The organism is Streptomyces sp. NPDC003011, assembly GCF_053591515.1.
Window position 1 is genome coordinate 75,693 of sequence record NZ_JBSFTY010000004.1, and the last position, 16,166, is coordinate 91,858.

The following is a 16,166-nucleotide window of genomic DNA, read 5'->3' on the forward strand; positions in this document are numbered from 1 at the left end:
TACGGGCTCGTACTCACGCGTCCTCCTTCACTCGGTGGTCGCCGGTGAGGTGCAGGAACACCTCGTCCAGCGTCGGACGGCGCAGGGACACGTCCGCCGCCTCGATGCCTGCCTCCTCCAGGGCCCGTACGACACCGGAGAGTGCCGCCATGCGGTCGGTGACGGGGGCGCTGAGCAGCCGGCGGTCGGCGTCGACGCGGACCCCTGGCCCGCCGACCGGCAACAGGGCCACCGCCGCGCCGAGTTGGCCGGCGTCCCGCAGGACGATGTCGATGCGGTCGCCGCCGGTCATCGTCTTCAGCTCGTCCGCCGTGCCGTCGGCGACCACCCGGCCGCGGTCGACGACGGAGATGCGGTCGGCGAGCTGATCGGCCTCCTCCAGGTACTGGGTGGTCAGCAGGACCGTCGTGCCGCCGCCGACCAGGGAGCGGACCGCGGCCCACACCTCGGCACGGCCGCGGGGGTCGAGGCCGGTCGTGGGTTCGTCCAGGAAGAGCACCTCCGGCTCGGTGATGAGGGAGGCCGCCAGGTCCAGGCGGCGCCGCATGCCGCCGCTGTAGGCGCGGACGGGCTTGCGGCCGGTGTCGGCGAGGCCGAAGCGTTCCAGGAGTTCGTCGGCGCGCATGCGCGCGGGGCGGGCGCCCAGGTGGTGCAGGCGCCCGAACATGTCCAGGTTCTGGCGGCCGGAGAGCTCCTCGTCCAGGGCCGCGTGCTGGCCGAGCAGGCCGATCCGCAGGCGTACGTCGTACGCCTGGCGGACCACGTCGTGCCCGGCCACCTCGGCACGGCCCTCGTCCGGGCGCAGCAGGGTGGTCAGGATCCGCACGGCGGTGGTCTTGCCGGCGCCGTTCGGGCCCAGCAGGCCGTGCACCGTCCCGGAGGCCACCGCCAGGTCGAGCCCGTCCAGGGCCGCCTTGTCGCCGTACCTCTTGGACAGGCCTTCGGCGACGATCGCGTCGGTCATCGAACTCCTTCCGAGTCACATGACAGAGCGAGTGAATAATCAAACTTGACTACTAGCTCGCCGACGGAGCGTATGCCCACCCAGGCGCTTAGTCAAACTTGATTAGCTGGTGTCTCCCGGATGCCGTTCCCCCGTCGCGTAGGGGTTCTCCTCACCCTCCGGCAGGACGCCCACGAATGGCTCGCCCTCCCCCGCGAAGGTGTACGCCCCGCCACGGACGCGGTCGATGAGACCCCGGGTCCAGTCGGCGCCGGCGTCGGCGGAGTGCACCCAGAAGTTCATGATCTCGCCGATGTGGCCGAGCTGTTCGGGGCCGTCCGCGGGGGTGTAGTACTCGGTGACGGACTTGCGCCACTCCCCGATGGCGCGCACCCGGTCCTCCAGGAGGCCGAGGACCTCCTCGCGGTCCAGGTCGACCATGAAGCCGAGCGCGGCGGTGAGCATGTCCGGCCGCTGGTCGTAGGCGGTGAGGTACTCGCGGACCAGCGAGAGGTACTCCTCGATGCCCGCCTCGGTGATCTCGTACTCGGTGCGCGGCGGGCCGCCCGCGGTGGACGGCGCGATCTCGTGCGCGTGCAGCAGTCCCTGCTTCGCCATCTGTTTCAGGGCGTGGTAGATCGAGCCGGGCTTGGCGTTGGACCACTCGTGCGCGCCCCAGTACTCCAGGTCGTTGCGCACCTGGTAGCCGTGGGCCCGCCCGTGCTGGCGGACCGCGCCGAGCACGAGGAGACGGATCGCTGACATGCCGTCCAGCCTAGGTGTATCGACCCGGGCGTTGTTCACACGGCTGATGGGTGGCTGGCCGCCGAGTGCGGTGTGGCAGCGGACCGGAACGCCGCGATCCGTCAGTGTGATGTGCTCATGCTGGGCGGCTCGGCGGGCGAGCTCACCGAGCTCGCCCCTGGCTTCGGCAAGGGGATACGTGGCGGACACGCACCTACTGCGCACCTCGGTGCATGTCCGCCGCCGTACTGGAACGCCCCGTCAGAACGGGAAGCCGCTGCGGCCGTGCTGCACCGAGATCCACTTCAGCGTGGTGAACGAGTCCGCCATGGTGTCGCCGTTCAGACGGCCGATGCCGGACTGCTTCTCGCCGCCGAAGGGGACGAGGGGTTCGTCGTGGACCGTGCCGTCGTTCACGTGGAACATGCCGGTGTCGATCTGCTTGGCGAAGTTCACGCCCCGCTCGATGTCACCGGTGTGGACGGCCCCGCTCAGGCCGTACGGGGTGTCGTTGACGATGCGGACGGCCTCCTCCTCGCCGTCGAACGGGATGAGGAAGACGACCGGGCCGAAGACCTCCTGCCGGAGCAGGGCGGAGTCCGCGGGCAGGTCCGTGAGGACGGACGGCTCGACGAGGTTGTCGCGGGTCGTGCCGTGCACCAGCGCCGTGCCGCCCTCCGCGAGCGCCTGCTCGACGACGCCCTTGAGCGCGTCCGCCTGCGAGGAGTTGATGACCGGGCCGATGACGGTCTCCGGGTCGCGCGGGTCGCCGGCCTTCAGCGTCCTGACCTTCGCGACGAACTTCTCGGTGAACGTCTCCGCGACCGAACGGTCCACCAGGACACGGTTGGCGGCCATGCAGACCTGGCCCTGGTGGACGAACCGGCTGAAGACCGCCGCGTCGACCGCGTAGTCGATGTCGGCGTCGTCGAGGACCACCAGAGCGCTGTTGCCGCCCAGTTCGAGGACCGAGCGCTTGAAGTTGGCGGCGCAGACGGTGGCCACGTGACGGCCCACCTTGTCGGAGCCGGTGAAGGAGATGACCTTGGGGACCGGGTGCTCGATGAACGCGTCGCCGATCTCGGCGATGTCCGTGATCACGACGTTCAGCAGGCCGCCCGGCAGACCCGCGTCCTCGAAGATCTTCGCGACCAGGGAGCCGCCGACGATCGGGGTGTTCTGGTGCGGCTTCAGCACCACGCCGTTGCCGAGCGCGAGCGCCGGGGCGACCGACTTGATCGACAGCAGGAAGGGGAAGTTGAAGGGGCTGATCACCCCCACCACACCGACCGGCACGCGGTAGAGGCGGTTCTCCTTGCCGTCGACCGGCGACGGGAGGATCCGGCCCTCGGGGCGCACCGCCAGGTGGATCGACTCGCGCAGGAACTCCTTGGCGAGGTGGAGTTCGAAGGCGGCCTTCAGCCGGGTGCCGCCGAGTTCGGCGATGATCACCTCGGCGATCTCCTGCTCTCGCTCCTCGATCAGCCGGAGGGCCTTCTCGAACACCGTGCGGCGGGCGTACGGGTTGGTCGCGGCCCACTGCTTCTGAGCACGGGCCGCCGCCCGGTACGCCTCGTCGACCTCGTCGACCGTGGCTATGGTGATCGACGCCAGCTTCTCGGCGTCGTACGGGTTGAAGTCGATGATGTCCCAGGAACCTGTCCCCGGGCGCCACTCACCGTCGATGTACTGCTGAGCCAGGTCGGTGAAGTAGGACGACATGTGATCCCCAAGTCACTAGCAGACACACGATCGACGTGATGGTCTGATCACACGTCATCGTACGTGCGCCGCAGCGAAGTTGGGGACGGAGTGCGATGTTCTGGGGATGACTTCAGGAGAGCTGGAGGAGACCTCGGAGAAGATCGCGGCTCTCGTCCGGCCCCGGGCTGTCCTGCTGGAGCTCCTTCAGCGCCTTCTCGTACTGGGCCACGTCCTCGTGCTTGTCGAGGTACAGCGCGCTGGTGAGCTGCTCCAGGTAGACCACGTCCGACAGGTCGGACTCCGGGAAGGACAGGATCGTGAACGCGCCGCTCTCACCGGAGTGGCCGCCGAAGCCGAACGGCATGATCTGCAGCCGCACGTTGGGGCGCTCGGAGATCTCGATCAGGTGCTGGTACTGGCCGCGCATCACCTCGCGGTCGCCGTAGGGACGGCGCAGGGCGGCCTCGTCGAGGATGATGTGGCACTCCGGGGCGTTGTCCTCCAGGAGGTACTTCTGCCGCTCCAGGCGCAGTGCCACGCGGCGCTCGACGTCCTCCGCGCCGGCGCCCTTCATGCCGCGCCGGACGACCGCCCGGGCGTACGCCTCGGTCTGCAGCAGGCCGTGCACGAACTGCACCTCGTAGGCGCGGATCAGCGACGCCGCGCCCTCCAGGCCCACGTAGGTGGGGAACCAGCTCGGCAGGACGTCCGAGTAACTGTGCCACCAGCCCGCGACATTGGCCTCCTTGGCGAGGGAGAGCAGTGAGGCCCGCTCCGCCTCGTCCGTGATGCCGTACAGCGTCAGCAGGTCCTCGACGTCCCGCGTCTTGAAGCTCACCCGGCCCAGTTCCATCCGGCTGATCTTCGACTCGGAGGCGCGGATCGAGTAACCCGCCGCCTCGCGCGTGATGCCGCGTGCCTCACGCAGTCGCCTGAGTTGCGAGCCGAGCAGCATCCGCCGCACCACCGATCCGGGCTCTCCCGCGCTCACCGTTCGCCAGCCTCCCCAACCGTCTTCAGGGGCCGAAGTCTGCCACTAAAACACTCCGAGCAGTACTCGTCCGATTACAGATAGGGAAAGAAGCCAAAGTTTCCGCACAGACGTGGAACGGCTTCTGGGAAGGGGAAGGCAAGAGACAGGGGAGAAGATGGCGGAAAAAATGGCCAACAAGCGGTACGGGAGGGTCGAATTCGGTCACGTGCACGTGCATCTGCACCTTGCATCTGCACCGCGCATCCGAAACCATGGTCCTGCGCCACCGCTGCATCGCAACGACCGCGAATTCCCGGGAGTGCCTCGCATGGCAACGAATGGATCGACCATGCTCAAGCCTTCACGGCAGGGCCTTCCGCCGCTGGATCCCGCGGCCGCGTCCGACGCCGCCTCCTGCGCCCTCCCCGCCCGCTACGAAGCGGTCCGCGAGGCACGGCAGTTCACGCGCGGAACACTGGACCAGTGGGATCTGGGCGACCGCTTCGACGACGCGTGTCTGGTGGTCTCGGAACTCGTCACCAACGCCCTGCGGCACGCGTTGCCGGCCAACACCGCGCGCATACCCGAACAGAGCCCTCACGTACGGCTGCACCTGATGCGGTGGACCGAGCGGCTGGTGTGCGCGGTGCGCGATCCCAGCCAGGAGAGCCCGGTCGCGCGCGACAGTGACGACACCGCGGCGGAGTGCGGCCGCGGACTGTTCCTCGTCGACTCCTTCAGCGACAGCTGGGGCTGGCACCCGCTCGCGGGCTCGATAGGCGGGAAGGTGGTCTGGGCCCTGTTCCGGCTGCCGCAGCCGCGGCCGGCCGAATGACATCGGGCGGTGCACTCTGACGTGCGAGTTCTACGCGCGTTACGCGGTGTCAGGCGTCGGTCGCGCACAGTTGCCGACGGGCCGGGCGCGGTTCACCCCGCTGTCAGGTGGTCGAACTCGCCGTCCTTGACGCCCAGCAGCATCGCCTCGATCTCGGCGCGGGTGTAGACGAGCGCCGGACCGTCGGGAAAACGCGAGTTGCGCACGGCCACATCCCCGCCGGGCAGCCGGGCGAACTCCACGCAGGATCCCTGCGAGTTGCTGTGCCGGCTCTTCTGCCAGGTCACCCGCAGGCGGGCGGCGGCCATACCGTTGTAGACGCCGGACGCGTCGTCAACGTCGTACACGTCGTGGTCCACAGGTCGCTCCCCGGTGGTGCACTGGCTGGTGAGGCCATTGATGCAGCGGTCAACTGATCCGGATCATAACCCTGTTCATGTGCAGAAGCATGGGCGGCTGCATCTGCAGATGCACGTGCACGCGGGGTGTTCCTGTGGTTACAGCTGTGACGGCCGGTGCACCGACGCCGCGTGCGCCTGGTCCTGCCCTAGGAAGAGACGCATCGCGCGGCGTTCCTGTTCCACCGGCCGGGCGATGTCCGGTATGAGCTGTCGCCCGGCCGGGCAGGTCCGGTGTCCGGGGGAGCGGTCAGCGGCCGGCGTACGGCATGTCAGCGGCTGGAGTACGGCAGCAGTGCCATATCCCGCGCGTTCTTGATCGCGCGGGCCAGCTGCCGCTGCTGCCGGGCCGAGACCCGGGTGACCCGGCGGCTGCGGATCTTGCCGCGGTCGGAGATGAACTTCCGCAGCAGATCGGTGTCCTTGTAGTCGATGTACGTGATCTTGGCCTGGTCCAGTGGGTTGGGGCGGGCCTTGGCGGGCTTGCGGTCGAGCTTGCGGGCCATGGGGTCAGACCTCCAGGAGGGTGTCGAAGGCGGGCGGCAGCCGTTTCCAGGCGTCGCGCCCGGCGGCGTACTCGGCGTCGGTCAGCAGGCAGGTCTCCAGGACACGTTCGAGACCGTCGCGATCGAGGCCGGGGGAGGTGAAGACGAGGTGCTGGCAGCAGTCGCCGTGCTCCGGGTGCCAGTCCAGCGCGGCGGCGGCGCGGCGGACCGGCGGGACCATCTCCCAGGCGGCGTCGGGCAGGGAGGCGAGCCAGGGGCCCGCGCTCTCCACGCACAGGGCGCCGCCGGCCGCGTCCCAGTGCAGCAGCGTGTCCGGCCGGTCGGCGAGCCAGAACCGGCCGCGGCTGCGGGCGGCGGCGCAGGTGATGTCCTCCAGGGCCTCGTACAGCCGCTCCGGGTGGAAGGGCCGGCACCGGTGCCAGACGAGGGTCGACACGCCGTGCGCGTCGGCCTCGGCGGGGAGCAGCGCGCAGGCCGGGTGCTGGGCCGCGGCGGCCGACTCGACGTCGAATCCGGCCAGGGCGGCCCGCGCCAGCGGGGAGGGCGCGGGCGGCCGCACGGAGGACCGGGCGCCCGCCAGGTCCCGCGGGTGGCCGCCCTCGATGGGGACCTGAAGGGCTGTCGGGTGCAGCTGGGCGAGCAGCTCGCGGTCCTCGTCGTCGGCCTCCGGGGAGTCGGCGACGGCCAGGACGGGGGCGTACTCCAGCTGGCGGGCGAAGGTGTCGGCGACCGTGCGCTGGTCGGTGGCCGCGGCGGCGAGGCCGCATTCGGCCAGGTCGTCGCCGTTGCCGAGGTACGGCAGGACGAGCGCCGGGTCGACGGCGGTGATCACGCCGGTGACGGTGAGCCCGCCGGCCGTGACCACCTCGGCCATGGCCTTGGGCTCGACGGAGTCCCACAGTTCGACGACCGCGAGACGGGTGGCGCCGACGTCGGCGAGCCGGCGCAGTTCGGGCACCAGGTCCTCGCGCAGCGCGCAGCAGGCGCAGTCGTTGACCAGGGGCGCCTCGCCGGCGTCGACGATGCCGGCGGCGTCCCGGACGGTCCGTACGACGGTGCCGGCGGTGGCCGTCGCCAGGTCGTGGTGGAGGACGACGCTGCCGGGGACATCGGCGAGCAGCCGCTCGACGGCCGCCTTGCGGGCGTCGGCGTGCAGCCCGCCGACGATCACGACGGAGAGCTCGGGCACGGGGGTCAGTCCTGCTTCCCGTACCGGCGCTCGAAGCGCTCCACGCGTCCGGCGGTGTCCATGACGCGCGCCGTGCCCGTGTAGAAGGGGTGGCTCACGTTCGAGATCTCGACGTCGACGACGGGGTACGTGTGGCCGTCCTCCCACTCGATCGTCTTGTCGCTGGACATGGTGGACCGGGTGAGGAAGGCGTGCTTCGCGGCGCGGTCGCGGAAGACGACGGGGCCGTAGTCCGGGTGGATTCCCTTGCGCATGGCGGTGTTCAGCGCTCCTCTCGGAAGTCGACGTGCCGGCGGACGACCGGATCGAACTTGCGCAGCGTCATGCGGTCCGGGTCGTTGCGGCGGTTCTTGCGGGTGACGTAGGTGAAGCCGGTCCCGGCGGTGGACCGGAGCTTGATGACCGGGCGGAGTTCGTTGCGAGCCATGCTGGTACCTTACTGAAAATGAATTCCATTTACACATCGACTTCGAGAGAGGTGCGTCACCCGTGTCCGCCCACTGCATGCTGACCGGCGCCCGGCCCGGCTTCGGCAACCGCATTTCGCACTCCCACCGGCGCACCTCGCGCCGCTTCGACCCGAACATCCAGTCCAAGCGCTACTGGCTGCCGAGCGAGGGCCGGTACGTACGGCTGCGACTGAGCACCAAGGGGATCAAGACCGTCGACACGATCGGCGTCGAGGCGGCCGTGGCCCGGATCCGGGCGCGGGGGGTGCGGGTCTGATGGCGAAGAAGAGCAAGATCGCGAAGAACGGCCGGCGGCAGGAGGTCGTCGCGCGGTACGCCGAGCGGCGGGCCGAGCTGAAGGAGATCATCCGGCGGCCGTCGTCGACGGAGGAGGAACGGCTCGCGGCACAGCGGGAGTTGCGCAGGCAGCCGCGCGACGCCAGCGCGACGCGCGTGCGCAACCGGGACCAGGTGGACGGTCGTCCGCGCGGGTACTTCCGGACGTTCGGCCTGTCCCGGGTGAACCTCCGGGGGCAGGCGCACGCCGGGTATCTGCCGGGGGTGCGCAAGTCGTCCTGGTGAGGCCGGGGGCGTCCGCCGGGGGCGTCCGCCGGGTCCGTCCCGGTGGGCGTTGGCCGGTCGAAGGTGCCCCGCCGGGCCTCCGTCTTCCGGGTACGCCCTGGTAACTTGCTGCCGTCCGCCCGGCCCACCGGGCGGGCGGGCCGCGACAGCTTGGGAGCTTCCAGTGACTTGGGCGACTTCGGGAGCACGCCGGCGGGTACGGGGCACGGCTGCGGCCGCCGGCCTCGCGGGCGCGCTCGTACTGACCGCGTGCAGCGGCGACGGCGGCTCCGGCGACGAGCCCTCCACGGACTCCGCCACGTCCGCCTCCGCGAGCGCGGACACGGGCGGGGGAAGCGGGCCCGGCGGGTCCACGGCCGCCTCCGGCGAGGTGCAGGGCAGCTGGCTCGCCACGACCGGCGGCAAGGCCGTGGCGCTGGTGATCACCGGCGACCAGGCCGGGCTGTTCGCCACCGGCGGGACCGTGTGCAGCGGTACCGCCGGCCAGGGGACGATCCGTCTCACGTGCACGGACGGCTCCAAGGACCGTGCCACCGGAGTGGTCGACTCGGTGAACGGCACGACCCTGAAGGTGACCTGGAAGGGCGGCCTCGGGGCGGAGACGTACACCCGGTCGGAGGGCGGCACGCTGCCGACCGGGCTGCCGACGGCGAGCCTGGGCTCGTAGCCGGACCCCGCGGTCCGCGCTCGGAACGGCCGCCGGACCGGGGGCGGCGACCGCGCCGCCCCCCGTCGTGGGTGATGATCCTCGCGTACCGCCGTCTCGTACCGCCGTCTCGCACCAGAGGACCTCACATGCGCGCAACCCCCCTCGCCGTCACCGCCCTCGCCGCCGCTCTCCTGCTGACCGCCTGCGACAGCGGCGGGAGCGGGAGCGACGACAGCGGCACCTCCGGGAAGGCCGGGGACGCCTGCGAGATCGGTCAGCTGGGGGTCGAGCCCGGCCCGGCCAACGCCGCGCCGGCCGCCGGGGACACGGGCAACGTGCCCGTCTCGGTGACCAACCAGAGCGCGCCGTGCACCCTGGAGGGCGTCGCCGGGGCCGTCCTCAAGGCCGGCGACGCCTCCGCGACCGTTCCCGCGGCGGACGGCGCCCAGCCCGAGAAGCTGACCCTGGCCAAGGGGGACAGCGTGACCTTCACCCTGACCTACGTCCGGGGCGGCGCGGCCGGCGCGAAGAGCCTCGCCGCGAAGACGCTGGAGATCAGCCTGCCCGGGGCCCCCGACGACGTGCGGAGCTTCCCGTGGTCGTACGGCGCGGTGGCGCTGAAGGCCGACGGCGAGGCACCGGACGCCTCGGTGGGGCCCTTCACGCGCGCGGGCGACTGATCACTGCCCCGCGCGCGGGGCACTGGCCGGCGTCCCGCGCGCGGGGAGAGTCCGCGCGCGTCACTCCAGGGGCCGGCGGGATCGGACCTGGGCACGGTCGGCCGCCTGGGCGCCCTCCGTCCAGCCCGCCTCGTCGCTGACGCCGCGCAGCCGGGTCGTGGTCGTCTCCGGGAACATGCGCTCCAGGCGGTCGGTGACCGCGACCTCGCGGGAGGCGAGCACGGGGAGCAGGTCCTCGCTCACCGGGGCCGCGGCGGCCTCGCCCAGGCGGATGCCGACCCGGTGGGCGTAGGCGGCGAGGAAGGACTGCCGGAAGGTCTTGGTGCGCTTGCGGCCACCCGCGCGCTGGGCCGCCTCCGCCTTCGCCATGGCGGAGTGGGCCTGCACGAGCAGTGAGGTGTACAGCAGTTCGACCGCGTCCAGGTCGGACTCGAAGCCGACGACGGTGGAGAAGCCGAGGGGTTCGTTCCACACGGCCCGGCAGTGGTTCGCGGCGGCGACCGCGTCCAGCAGCACCGCCTTGGCCTGCTCGTACGGCGGCTCGACACCGATGCGGCAGGCGCCGGGCGCGTCGGCGGCGGCTCCGGGGGCCTGCGGCCGGGCGGACAGCAGGGCCTCGTCCACGCTGTGCCGGGCCATCAGTTCCTGCGCCTTGGCACTGAGCGCCTCCGCCTCCTCCGGGAAGCCGGTCGCCTCGGCCTTGGCGAGGAGTGCGCGGATCCGGGCGAGCATGCGGGCATCGGTGCCGTGCTGCCGCCGGGCGGCCTGCCGTGGCTCCTCCAGGGGCTCCAGCGCGGGCAGTCGCAGAAGCAGGCGGTACAGCTCCAGTACGGCCGTGGCCTGCGTGAAGCGGTCGGGGCGGGGCGGGGTCGCGGTGAGGTCGCCGGCGTCCGCCCGCCGGGCGATCCGGTCGAGCTGGGCGGTCCAGCGCCGGCCGCGCGGGCGGTCGCTCGGCGCCTGCGCGCGGATCAGGGCGGCCACCAGCCGTACGTGCACGTCGTCCAGCTCGCGGCCGACGATCCGGACGACGTCCGCGGGCTGCCAGCCGCGCCGCCAGGCCGCCGCCAGGAACTCCTCGCCCCGCCGGGCGACCTCGGCGTCCGCACCGGGGTCGGCCGCGAGGAGGGAGGCGCCGGTGTCGAGGGCGGTGTCGGAGTCGGCGTACAGGGCGGCGTGGAAGGCGCGCTCGACGGTGCCGGACGTACTGCCCGGGGTGCCTGCGTCGCCCGGGTCGCCTGGGGTGTTCGTGCTGCTCACCCGGCGATCGTCTCACTGACCGGAACTCGGTCACCGCCCTGCGGGGCGGCTTCGGGCATGGCCCGCGGGGTGGACGTGCGTGGTTCTGGCCGGGCCGATGGGTGGCGCGCGGGTGCCCTCGACCGGTAGCCGGTGCACGAGTACCCCCGGCCGGTGGCGTCCTGGCTGTCATCCGTGGGGTGTTCGTGCAGGTGAGGGGCGTTGTCAGACCCTGGTGGCAGACTCGCTCCATGACCGATCGGTGGGCGCTCGCTCCGGCCGAGGGCGGTGGTGTGGAGTTCGCCGCCCTCGGTGCCGGTGGGGTGCTCGCGGGGCCGGTGCGGTGGGCGGCGGACGCCGCCGAGGCCGTGCGCGGCCTGCCGGAGGTCACGCGCTGGGTGTGGCGGTCGACGGCCGAGACGTACCCGCGTCTGCTCGCCACGGGGGTGCGAGTGGAGCGGTGCTACGACGTGGAGGACGCGGAGACGCTCCTCCTCGGTCATGAGGGGCGCTCCGGCGAACCCCGGTCGGCGGCCGCCGCCCTGGCCCGGCTGCGCGGCGGTCCCGTACCGCCCGACCCTCCGCAGCGGTCCGCCGAACCGGGCTCGCAGTCGTCCCTGTTCGAGCCGCAGGCCGCGCACCTGCCGCTCGCCGACCTCGCCGAGGTGTACGCCGGCCAGCAGCGGCGGCACGACGCCACCGCGCACCCCGACCGCATGCGGCTGCTGACCGCCGCCGAGTCGGCGGGCATGCTGGTGGCCGCCGAGATGAACCGGGCCGGGCTGCCGTGGAGCGCCGACGTGCACCGCCGGGTGCTGCGCGAACTGCTCGGTGAGCGGTACGCGGGCGGCGGTGAGCCCCGCCGCCTGGCCGAGCTCGCCGACGAGGTGTCCGCCGCCTTCGGCCGCCGGGTCCGCCCGGACCTGCCCGCCGATGTCGTCAAGGCGTTCGCGCAGGCCGGGGTCAAGGTCAGGTCGACCCGGCGGTGGGAGATCGAGTCGGTCGACCATCCCGCCGTGAAGCCGCTGGTCGAGTACAAGAAGCTGTACCGCATCTGGGTCGCCCACGGCTGGTCCTGGCTCCAGGACTGGGTGCGTGACGGCCGTTTCCGCCCCGGGTTCCTCGCGGGCGGGACGGTCACCGGCCGTTGGGTCACCAACGGCGGCGGCGCTCTCCAGATCCCGAAGGTGATCCGGCGGGCCGTGGTCGCCGATCCCGGCTGGCGGCTCGTCGTCGCCGACGCCGACCAGATGGAACCGCGGGTGCTGGCCGCCATCTCCCGCGATCCCGGCCTGATGGAGGTGGCCGGCCGGGAGAGCGACCTGTACCAGTCCGTGTCCGACCGCGCCTTCTCCGGCGACCGCGCCCAGGCCAAGCTCGCCGTGCTCGGCGCGGTCTACGGTCAGACCTCCGGCGACGGCCTCAAGAACCTCGCCGCGCTCAGACGCCGCTTCCCGCGCGCGGTGGCCTACGTCGACGACGCGGCGCGGGCCGGTGAGGAGGGGCGGCTGGTGCGGACCTGGCTCGGCCGGACCTGCCCGCCGGCGGCCGGGGCGAGCGAGGACACGGCGGAGGAGGCGGGCATTCCCGCGGCGGCGGGGGACGACGCCGAGGACCGCCCGTGGGCGCCTGGCCACTCCTCGACCGACGCCCGCGCCCGCGGCCGCTTCGCTCGCAACTTCGTGGTCCAGGGCAGCGCCGCCGACTGGACCCTGCTGCTGCTCGCCGCGCTGCGTCGCGCCTGCGCGGACCTGGCGGCGGAGCTGGTCTTCTTCCAGCACGACGAGGTGATCGTGCACTGCCCGCAGGAGGAGGCGGAGGCGGTCGTGGCGGCGATCCGTGAGGCGGCGGACCTGGCCGGACGGCTGACGTTCGGCAAGACCCCGGTGCGGTTCCCGTTCAGCACGGCGGTGGTGGAGTGTTACGCGGACGCGAAGTGAGCGGCGGGCGGGGCGGAGGCGCGGGGCGAGCCCTGCCGGGGGCGAGGTCCTGCCTGGCCACGGAGTCCGGCAGCGCGTCGACCTCCTCCGCGGGCCGGTTCCCGTTGGTCACCACGGCGACGGCGACCCTCGGCTCCCCCACGCCCCTCGCCCATTCCCGGCCACGGCCAACCACGTCCGCGATGCCAGCCGCGCACGTCGGTAGGGACGTCTCGGGTACGGCCGCCGGCGCACCGGTCGGCGTGGCGCCGAAAGGATCCCGCTGGGCGCGGCGCACGGCACGCCCGCCCGGGGGACCCGGGAGGCGGGCGGGCCGGTCAGCTCGCGCCCCCCGGGGCACTCACATGCGCAGCAGTCGCTGGGTGATCTCCCGGTACTCCCGCAGCGCGAAGCGGAGTCCGTCCGACTCCGTCTCGGAGTCCGGCTCCTCCTGCCAGCCCTCGTGCAGAAGGCGCCGCCGCTCCGCGAGGGCGTGGGTGAGACGGACGACGGCTTCGTCGAAGGCGCCCTCGGCCTCTTCCAACGCCTGCCGCGGACTGTCGGCGAAGGTGTTCATGGCGTGCTGGAGGCGCAGGGTGAGCTCGTCCCGTTCGTCCGACGGGACCAGCGGCTCCGGGCCCGTGGTGCGGCGTCCGGCGGAGCCGGAGGTCTTGTCCGGGGGCTGCTGAGCACGTGCCTGGTCGTACATCATCGTGTGGCCGCTTCCTGTGCTGTCTGTGGATTCCGGTCGGAGCCGTCACTGACCGTCTTCCCCTGCGCCGAGCGGCCAGTCAACGCCCGGCGAGGTCCCGTGTCAACGCGGTCCCGGCGCCCGCGGTGAACGGACCGCCCGGCGCCGGCGCGCACCCTTCGCCGGCCCGCCGACCACTCGGCCAAGTCCGACTTGTCCGTTTCTTGTACGGCAGGCACGCTGAGGACATGAGTGACACGGGCTCGGGCGCCGCCGCCACGGCCACCCTCAGCCCCCGAGGCACGGTCACGGGCTGGAGCGAGGGGGCTCGACGGCTGCTCGGCTACCGGGCCCCGGACGTCGTGGGGCAGGCCGCGGCCGGCCTGCTCGCCGCGGTCGAGGGCTCGCGCGCGACCGGGTTCACCCCGCTCGGCTCACGGGAGTGGAGCGGCACGGCGGCCGTCCGGCACCGGGACGGTCACCGCGTCGATCTGGCCCTGCGCTCCTTCCCCTCGCTGGACGAGAAGGGCGAGATCCAGGGGTTCGTCGTGACCGCCACCGCGGACCCCTCCGAGCCGGGGCCGGGAGACGAGCGGAGGATGGTGGAGTGGGCGTACACCCAGTCCTCCGTCGCCATGTCCACCTACGTCATGCCGGCGCCTCCCGTGTCCGCCTCCGCCGGGCGTCCGCCCCGGTGGCGGCCCAACACGGTCGCGTCGGCGGGCGAGGCGGGCGGGTCACCGTATCCGGACGTCGTCGACGACGAGGGCGGTGCCGAGGAGGGGTTTGTGCGGTTCGTCCGCCAGGTGGCCGAGGAAGCCAGGCCGATGCGCTACGAACGCTTCGCACCGGGGCCCTCCTCGTCCCGTCAGCACGCCTGGATCATCGAGATGTGGCCCGTCAGGGACCCCTGCACGGGCCGGGTGTGCGGGGTCGGCACCGCGGCGTTCGACAGCAGCGAGCAGCACTGGGCGCGGCAGCGGCTGGCCCTGCTGAACGAGGCGGGCGCCTGCGTCGGCACCACCCTGAGCGTGGAGCGCACCGCCCAGGAACTCGCCGATCTGGCCGTGCCCCGGCTCGCCGACTTCGTCAGCGTGGACCTGCTCGACTCCGTGACCCGCGGGGACGAGCCGGTCCCGGGTCCGATCGACGCGGCCGTGGTGCTGCGCCGGGTCGCCCACCAGTCCGCAGCCGAGGGGGTGCCCGAGGCCGCCGTGCACCTCGGCCACGTCGACACCTACCCCGCGTTCTCACCGCCCGCCCGCTGCCTGGCCACCGGCCGCCCCGTGCTCAGCGGGACGGACGACCCCGACTTCGTCCGGTGGATCACCCGGCACGAGGCCAGAAGCGCCAGCGTGCGGGCGTACGGATTCCACTCGATCATGGCGGTCCCGCTGCGGGCCCGGGGGATCACGCTCGGTGTCGCGGTCTTCGCCCGGGGCAGTTCCTCCGACGGCTTCGAGCAGGACGACCTGGTCCTCGCCGAGGAACTCGCCGGCCGGGCGGCCGTCGGTGTCGACAACGCGCGCCGGTACACCCAGGAACACACCAACGCCCTGACCCTGCAGCGCAGTCTGCTGCCGCACGGCCTGCCCCGGCAGGCGGCCGTCGAGGTCGCGTACCGCTATCTGCCGGCCGGGTCGGGGGCGGGCGTGGGCGGCGACTGGTTCGACGTGGTCCCCCTGTCCGGCACCCGGGTCGCCCTGGTCGTCGGCGACGTGGTCGGGCACGGGCTGCACGCCTCCGCCACCATGGGACGGCTGCGCACGGCGGTGCGCACCCTCGCCGACGTCGACCTGCCCCCGGACGAACTCCTCACCCACCTCGACGACCTGGTCATCCACCTCACCTACGACGACGAGAGCACCCCCGAGGAGATGCCGTCCGCCGGCGAGATCGGCGCCACCTGCCTGTACGCCGTCTACGACCCGGTCTCCCGCATCTGCACCCTCGCCAGCGCCGGGCATCCCCCGCCCGCCGTGCTGTATCCGGACGGCACGGTCAACGTGGTCCGGCTCTCCCCGGGGCCCCTCCTGGGAGTCGGCGGCCTGCCCTTCGAGGCCACCGAGCTGGAGCTGCCCGAAGGCAGCCTGCTGGCCTTCTACACCGACGGTCTGGTCGAGGCCCGCCACCATGACATCGGCCTCGGCCTGGACCGGCTGTGCGAGTCGCTCCGCTCCCCCGCGCCCTCGCTGGAGGTGACCTGCGACGCCGTGCTCAAGGCGCTGCTCCCCGAGAGCCCCGACGACGACGTGGCCCTGCTCCTCGCCCGCACCCGCGCCCTGCACACCGACCAGGTCGCCGCCTGGTCCCTGCCCTCCGACCCGGCGATCGTCGCGGACGCCCGGGCCCAGGCCTCCCGTCAACTGGCCGCCTGGGGACTGTCGGAGGCGGCGTTCGTCACCGAACTGGTGGTGAGCGAGCTGGTCACCAACGCCATCCGGTACGGGGCGGTCCCCATCGGCCTGCGGCTGATCCGGGACCGGACGCTGATCTGCGAGGTGTCCGACGCCAGCAGCACCGCGCCGCACCTGCGCCGCGCCCGTACGTACGACGAGGGCGGACGCGGCCTGCACATGGTCGCCCAGCTCACCCAGGGCTGGGGCACCCGCCAGACCCCGACCGGCAAGACCATCTGGGCCGAACAGCCCCTCCCGGCCGGCTGACG

General features: G+C 72.6%; 18 protein-coding genes and 1 pseudogene. 7 read left to right on the forward strand and 12 right to left on the reverse strand.

Annotated features, from left to right (window positions below; genetic code table 11):
* Window positions 1-13: 13 nt before the first annotated feature.
* From ACWD0J_RS03395 to ACWD0J_RS03410, 4 genes are all read right to left on the reverse strand, one after another.
* Window positions 14-964, reverse strand: a complete 951-nt coding sequence (locus ACWD0J_RS03395; protein WP_451494031.1) for an ATP-binding cassette domain-containing protein — start codon at window positions 962-964, stop codon at window positions 14-16.
* Between the two features lie 102 nt (window positions 965-1,066).
* Window positions 1,067-1,708 (reverse strand): PadR family transcriptional regulator, encoded by a 642-nt coding sequence (locus ACWD0J_RS03400; protein ID WP_451494032.1) that lies wholly within the window; start codon window positions 1,706-1,708, stop codon window positions 1,067-1,069.
* A 240-nt stretch (window positions 1,709-1,948) separates the two neighbouring features.
* Window positions 1,949-3,409, reverse strand: coding sequence for an aldehyde dehydrogenase family protein (locus tag ACWD0J_RS03405; protein WP_451494033.1), 1,461 nt, complete (start codon window positions 3,407-3,409; stop codon window positions 1,949-1,951).
* A gap of 112 nt (window positions 3,410-3,521) precedes the next feature.
* Window positions 3,522-4,346, reverse strand: a complete 825-nt coding sequence (locus ACWD0J_RS03410) for a helix-turn-helix domain-containing protein (protein ID WP_451494097.1) — start codon at window positions 4,344-4,346, stop codon at window positions 3,522-3,524.
* Window positions 4,347-4,692: 346 nt separating this feature from the next.
* Here ACWD0J_RS03410 and ACWD0J_RS03415 point away from each other — a divergent pair, with 346 nt between their 5' ends.
* Window positions 4,693-5,199, forward strand: coding sequence for an ATP-binding protein (locus tag ACWD0J_RS03415; RefSeq protein WP_451494034.1), 507 nt, complete (start codon window positions 4,693-4,695; stop codon window positions 5,197-5,199).
* A 92-nt stretch (window positions 5,200-5,291) separates the two neighbouring features.
* Here ACWD0J_RS03415 and ACWD0J_RS03420 read toward each other — a convergent pair whose 3' ends face one another.
* The 5 genes from ACWD0J_RS03420 to rpmG form a co-directional block, all read right to left on the reverse strand.
* A complete protein-coding gene (locus tag ACWD0J_RS03420) occupies window positions 5,292-5,558 on the reverse strand; it encodes a DUF397 domain-containing protein (RefSeq protein ID WP_451494035.1) in 267 nt (88 codons plus the stop codon).
* Between the two features lie 311 nt (window positions 5,559-5,869).
* The gene (gene rpsR / locus ACWD0J_RS03425) at window positions 5,870-6,103 is read right to left on the reverse strand and encodes a 30S ribosomal protein S18 (protein ID WP_451494036.1); all 234 of its coding nucleotides are present in this window, start codon (window positions 6,101-6,103) and stop codon (window positions 5,870-5,872) included.
* A 4-nt stretch (window positions 6,104-6,107) separates the two neighbouring features.
* On the reverse strand, window positions 6,108-7,292 hold the full coding sequence (locus tag ACWD0J_RS03430; protein ID WP_451494037.1) for a CobW family GTP-binding protein: 1,185 nt from the start codon (window positions 7,290-7,292) through the stop codon (window positions 6,108-6,110).
* 5 nt (window positions 7,293-7,297) lie between these two features.
* The gene (locus ACWD0J_RS03435; RefSeq protein WP_451494038.1) at window positions 7,298-7,546 is read right to left on the reverse strand and encodes a type B 50S ribosomal protein L31; all 249 of its coding nucleotides are present in this window, start codon (window positions 7,544-7,546) and stop codon (window positions 7,298-7,300) included.
* An 8-nt stretch (window positions 7,547-7,554) separates the two neighbouring features.
* The gene (gene rpmG, locus ACWD0J_RS03440; RefSeq protein ID WP_171142477.1) at window positions 7,555-7,719 is read right to left on the reverse strand and encodes a 50S ribosomal protein L33; all 165 of its coding nucleotides are present in this window, start codon (window positions 7,717-7,719) and stop codon (window positions 7,555-7,557) included.
* A gap of 62 nt (window positions 7,720-7,781) precedes the next feature.
* Here rpmG and rpmB point away from each other — a divergent pair, with 62 nt between their 5' ends.
* The 4 genes from rpmB to ACWD0J_RS03460 all read left to right on the forward strand — a co-directional run bounded on the left by rpmB (window position 7,782) and on the right by ACWD0J_RS03460 (window position 9,652).
* Window positions 7,782-8,018: a 50S ribosomal protein L28 gene (gene rpmB / locus ACWD0J_RS03445; protein ID WP_388537444.1), complete on the forward strand. Its 237-nt coding sequence runs from the start codon at window positions 7,782-7,784 to the stop codon at window positions 8,016-8,018.
* Complete coding sequence (gene rpsN, locus ACWD0J_RS03450) at window positions 8,018-8,323, forward strand: 30S ribosomal protein S14 (protein WP_451494039.1); 306 nt, start codon at window positions 8,018-8,020, stop codon at window positions 8,321-8,323. Before rpmB ends, rpsN begins: the two co-directional genes overlap by 1 nt.
* A gap of 163 nt (window positions 8,324-8,486) precedes the next feature.
* A complete protein-coding gene (locus tag ACWD0J_RS03455; RefSeq protein ID WP_451494040.1) occupies window positions 8,487-8,990 on the forward strand; it encodes a hypothetical protein in 504 nt (167 codons plus the stop codon).
* Window positions 8,991-9,118: 128 nt separating this feature from the next.
* Complete coding sequence (locus ACWD0J_RS03460; protein WP_451494041.1) at window positions 9,119-9,652, forward strand: DUF4232 domain-containing protein; 534 nt, start codon at window positions 9,119-9,121, stop codon at window positions 9,650-9,652.
* Between the two features lie 60 nt (window positions 9,653-9,712).
* Here the strand turns inward: ACWD0J_RS03460 and ACWD0J_RS03465 are convergent, their stop codons facing one another.
* On the reverse strand, window positions 9,713-10,909 hold the full coding sequence (locus tag ACWD0J_RS03465; RefSeq protein ID WP_451494042.1) for a DUF2786 domain-containing protein: 1,197 nt from the start codon (window positions 10,907-10,909) through the stop codon (window positions 9,713-9,715).
* Between the two features lie 230 nt (window positions 10,910-11,139).
* Here ACWD0J_RS03465 and ACWD0J_RS03470 point away from each other — a divergent pair, with 230 nt between their 5' ends.
* Window positions 11,140-12,828 (forward strand): bifunctional 3'-5' exonuclease/DNA polymerase, encoded by a 1,689-nt coding sequence (locus ACWD0J_RS03470; RefSeq protein WP_451494043.1) that lies wholly within the window; start codon window positions 11,140-11,142, stop codon window positions 12,826-12,828.
* A gap of 31 nt (window positions 12,829-12,859) precedes the next feature.
* Here the strand turns inward: ACWD0J_RS03470 and ACWD0J_RS03475 are convergent.
* A pseudogene (locus ACWD0J_RS03475) lies at window positions 12,860-12,970 on the reverse strand (glycosyltransferase family 2 protein); the annotation flags it as partial.
* A gap of 198 nt (window positions 12,971-13,168) precedes the next feature.
* A complete protein-coding gene (locus ACWD0J_RS03480; protein ID WP_451494098.1) occupies window positions 13,169-13,516 on the reverse strand; it encodes a hypothetical protein in 348 nt (115 codons plus the stop codon).
* Window positions 13,517-13,746: 230 nt separating this feature from the next.
* Here ACWD0J_RS03480 and ACWD0J_RS03485 point away from each other — a divergent pair, with 230 nt between their 5' ends.
* Window positions 13,747-16,164, forward strand: coding sequence for a SpoIIE family protein phosphatase (locus tag ACWD0J_RS03485; RefSeq protein ID WP_451494044.1), 2,418 nt, complete (start codon window positions 13,747-13,749; stop codon window positions 16,162-16,164).
* Window positions 16,165-16,166 lie beyond the last annotated feature (2 nt).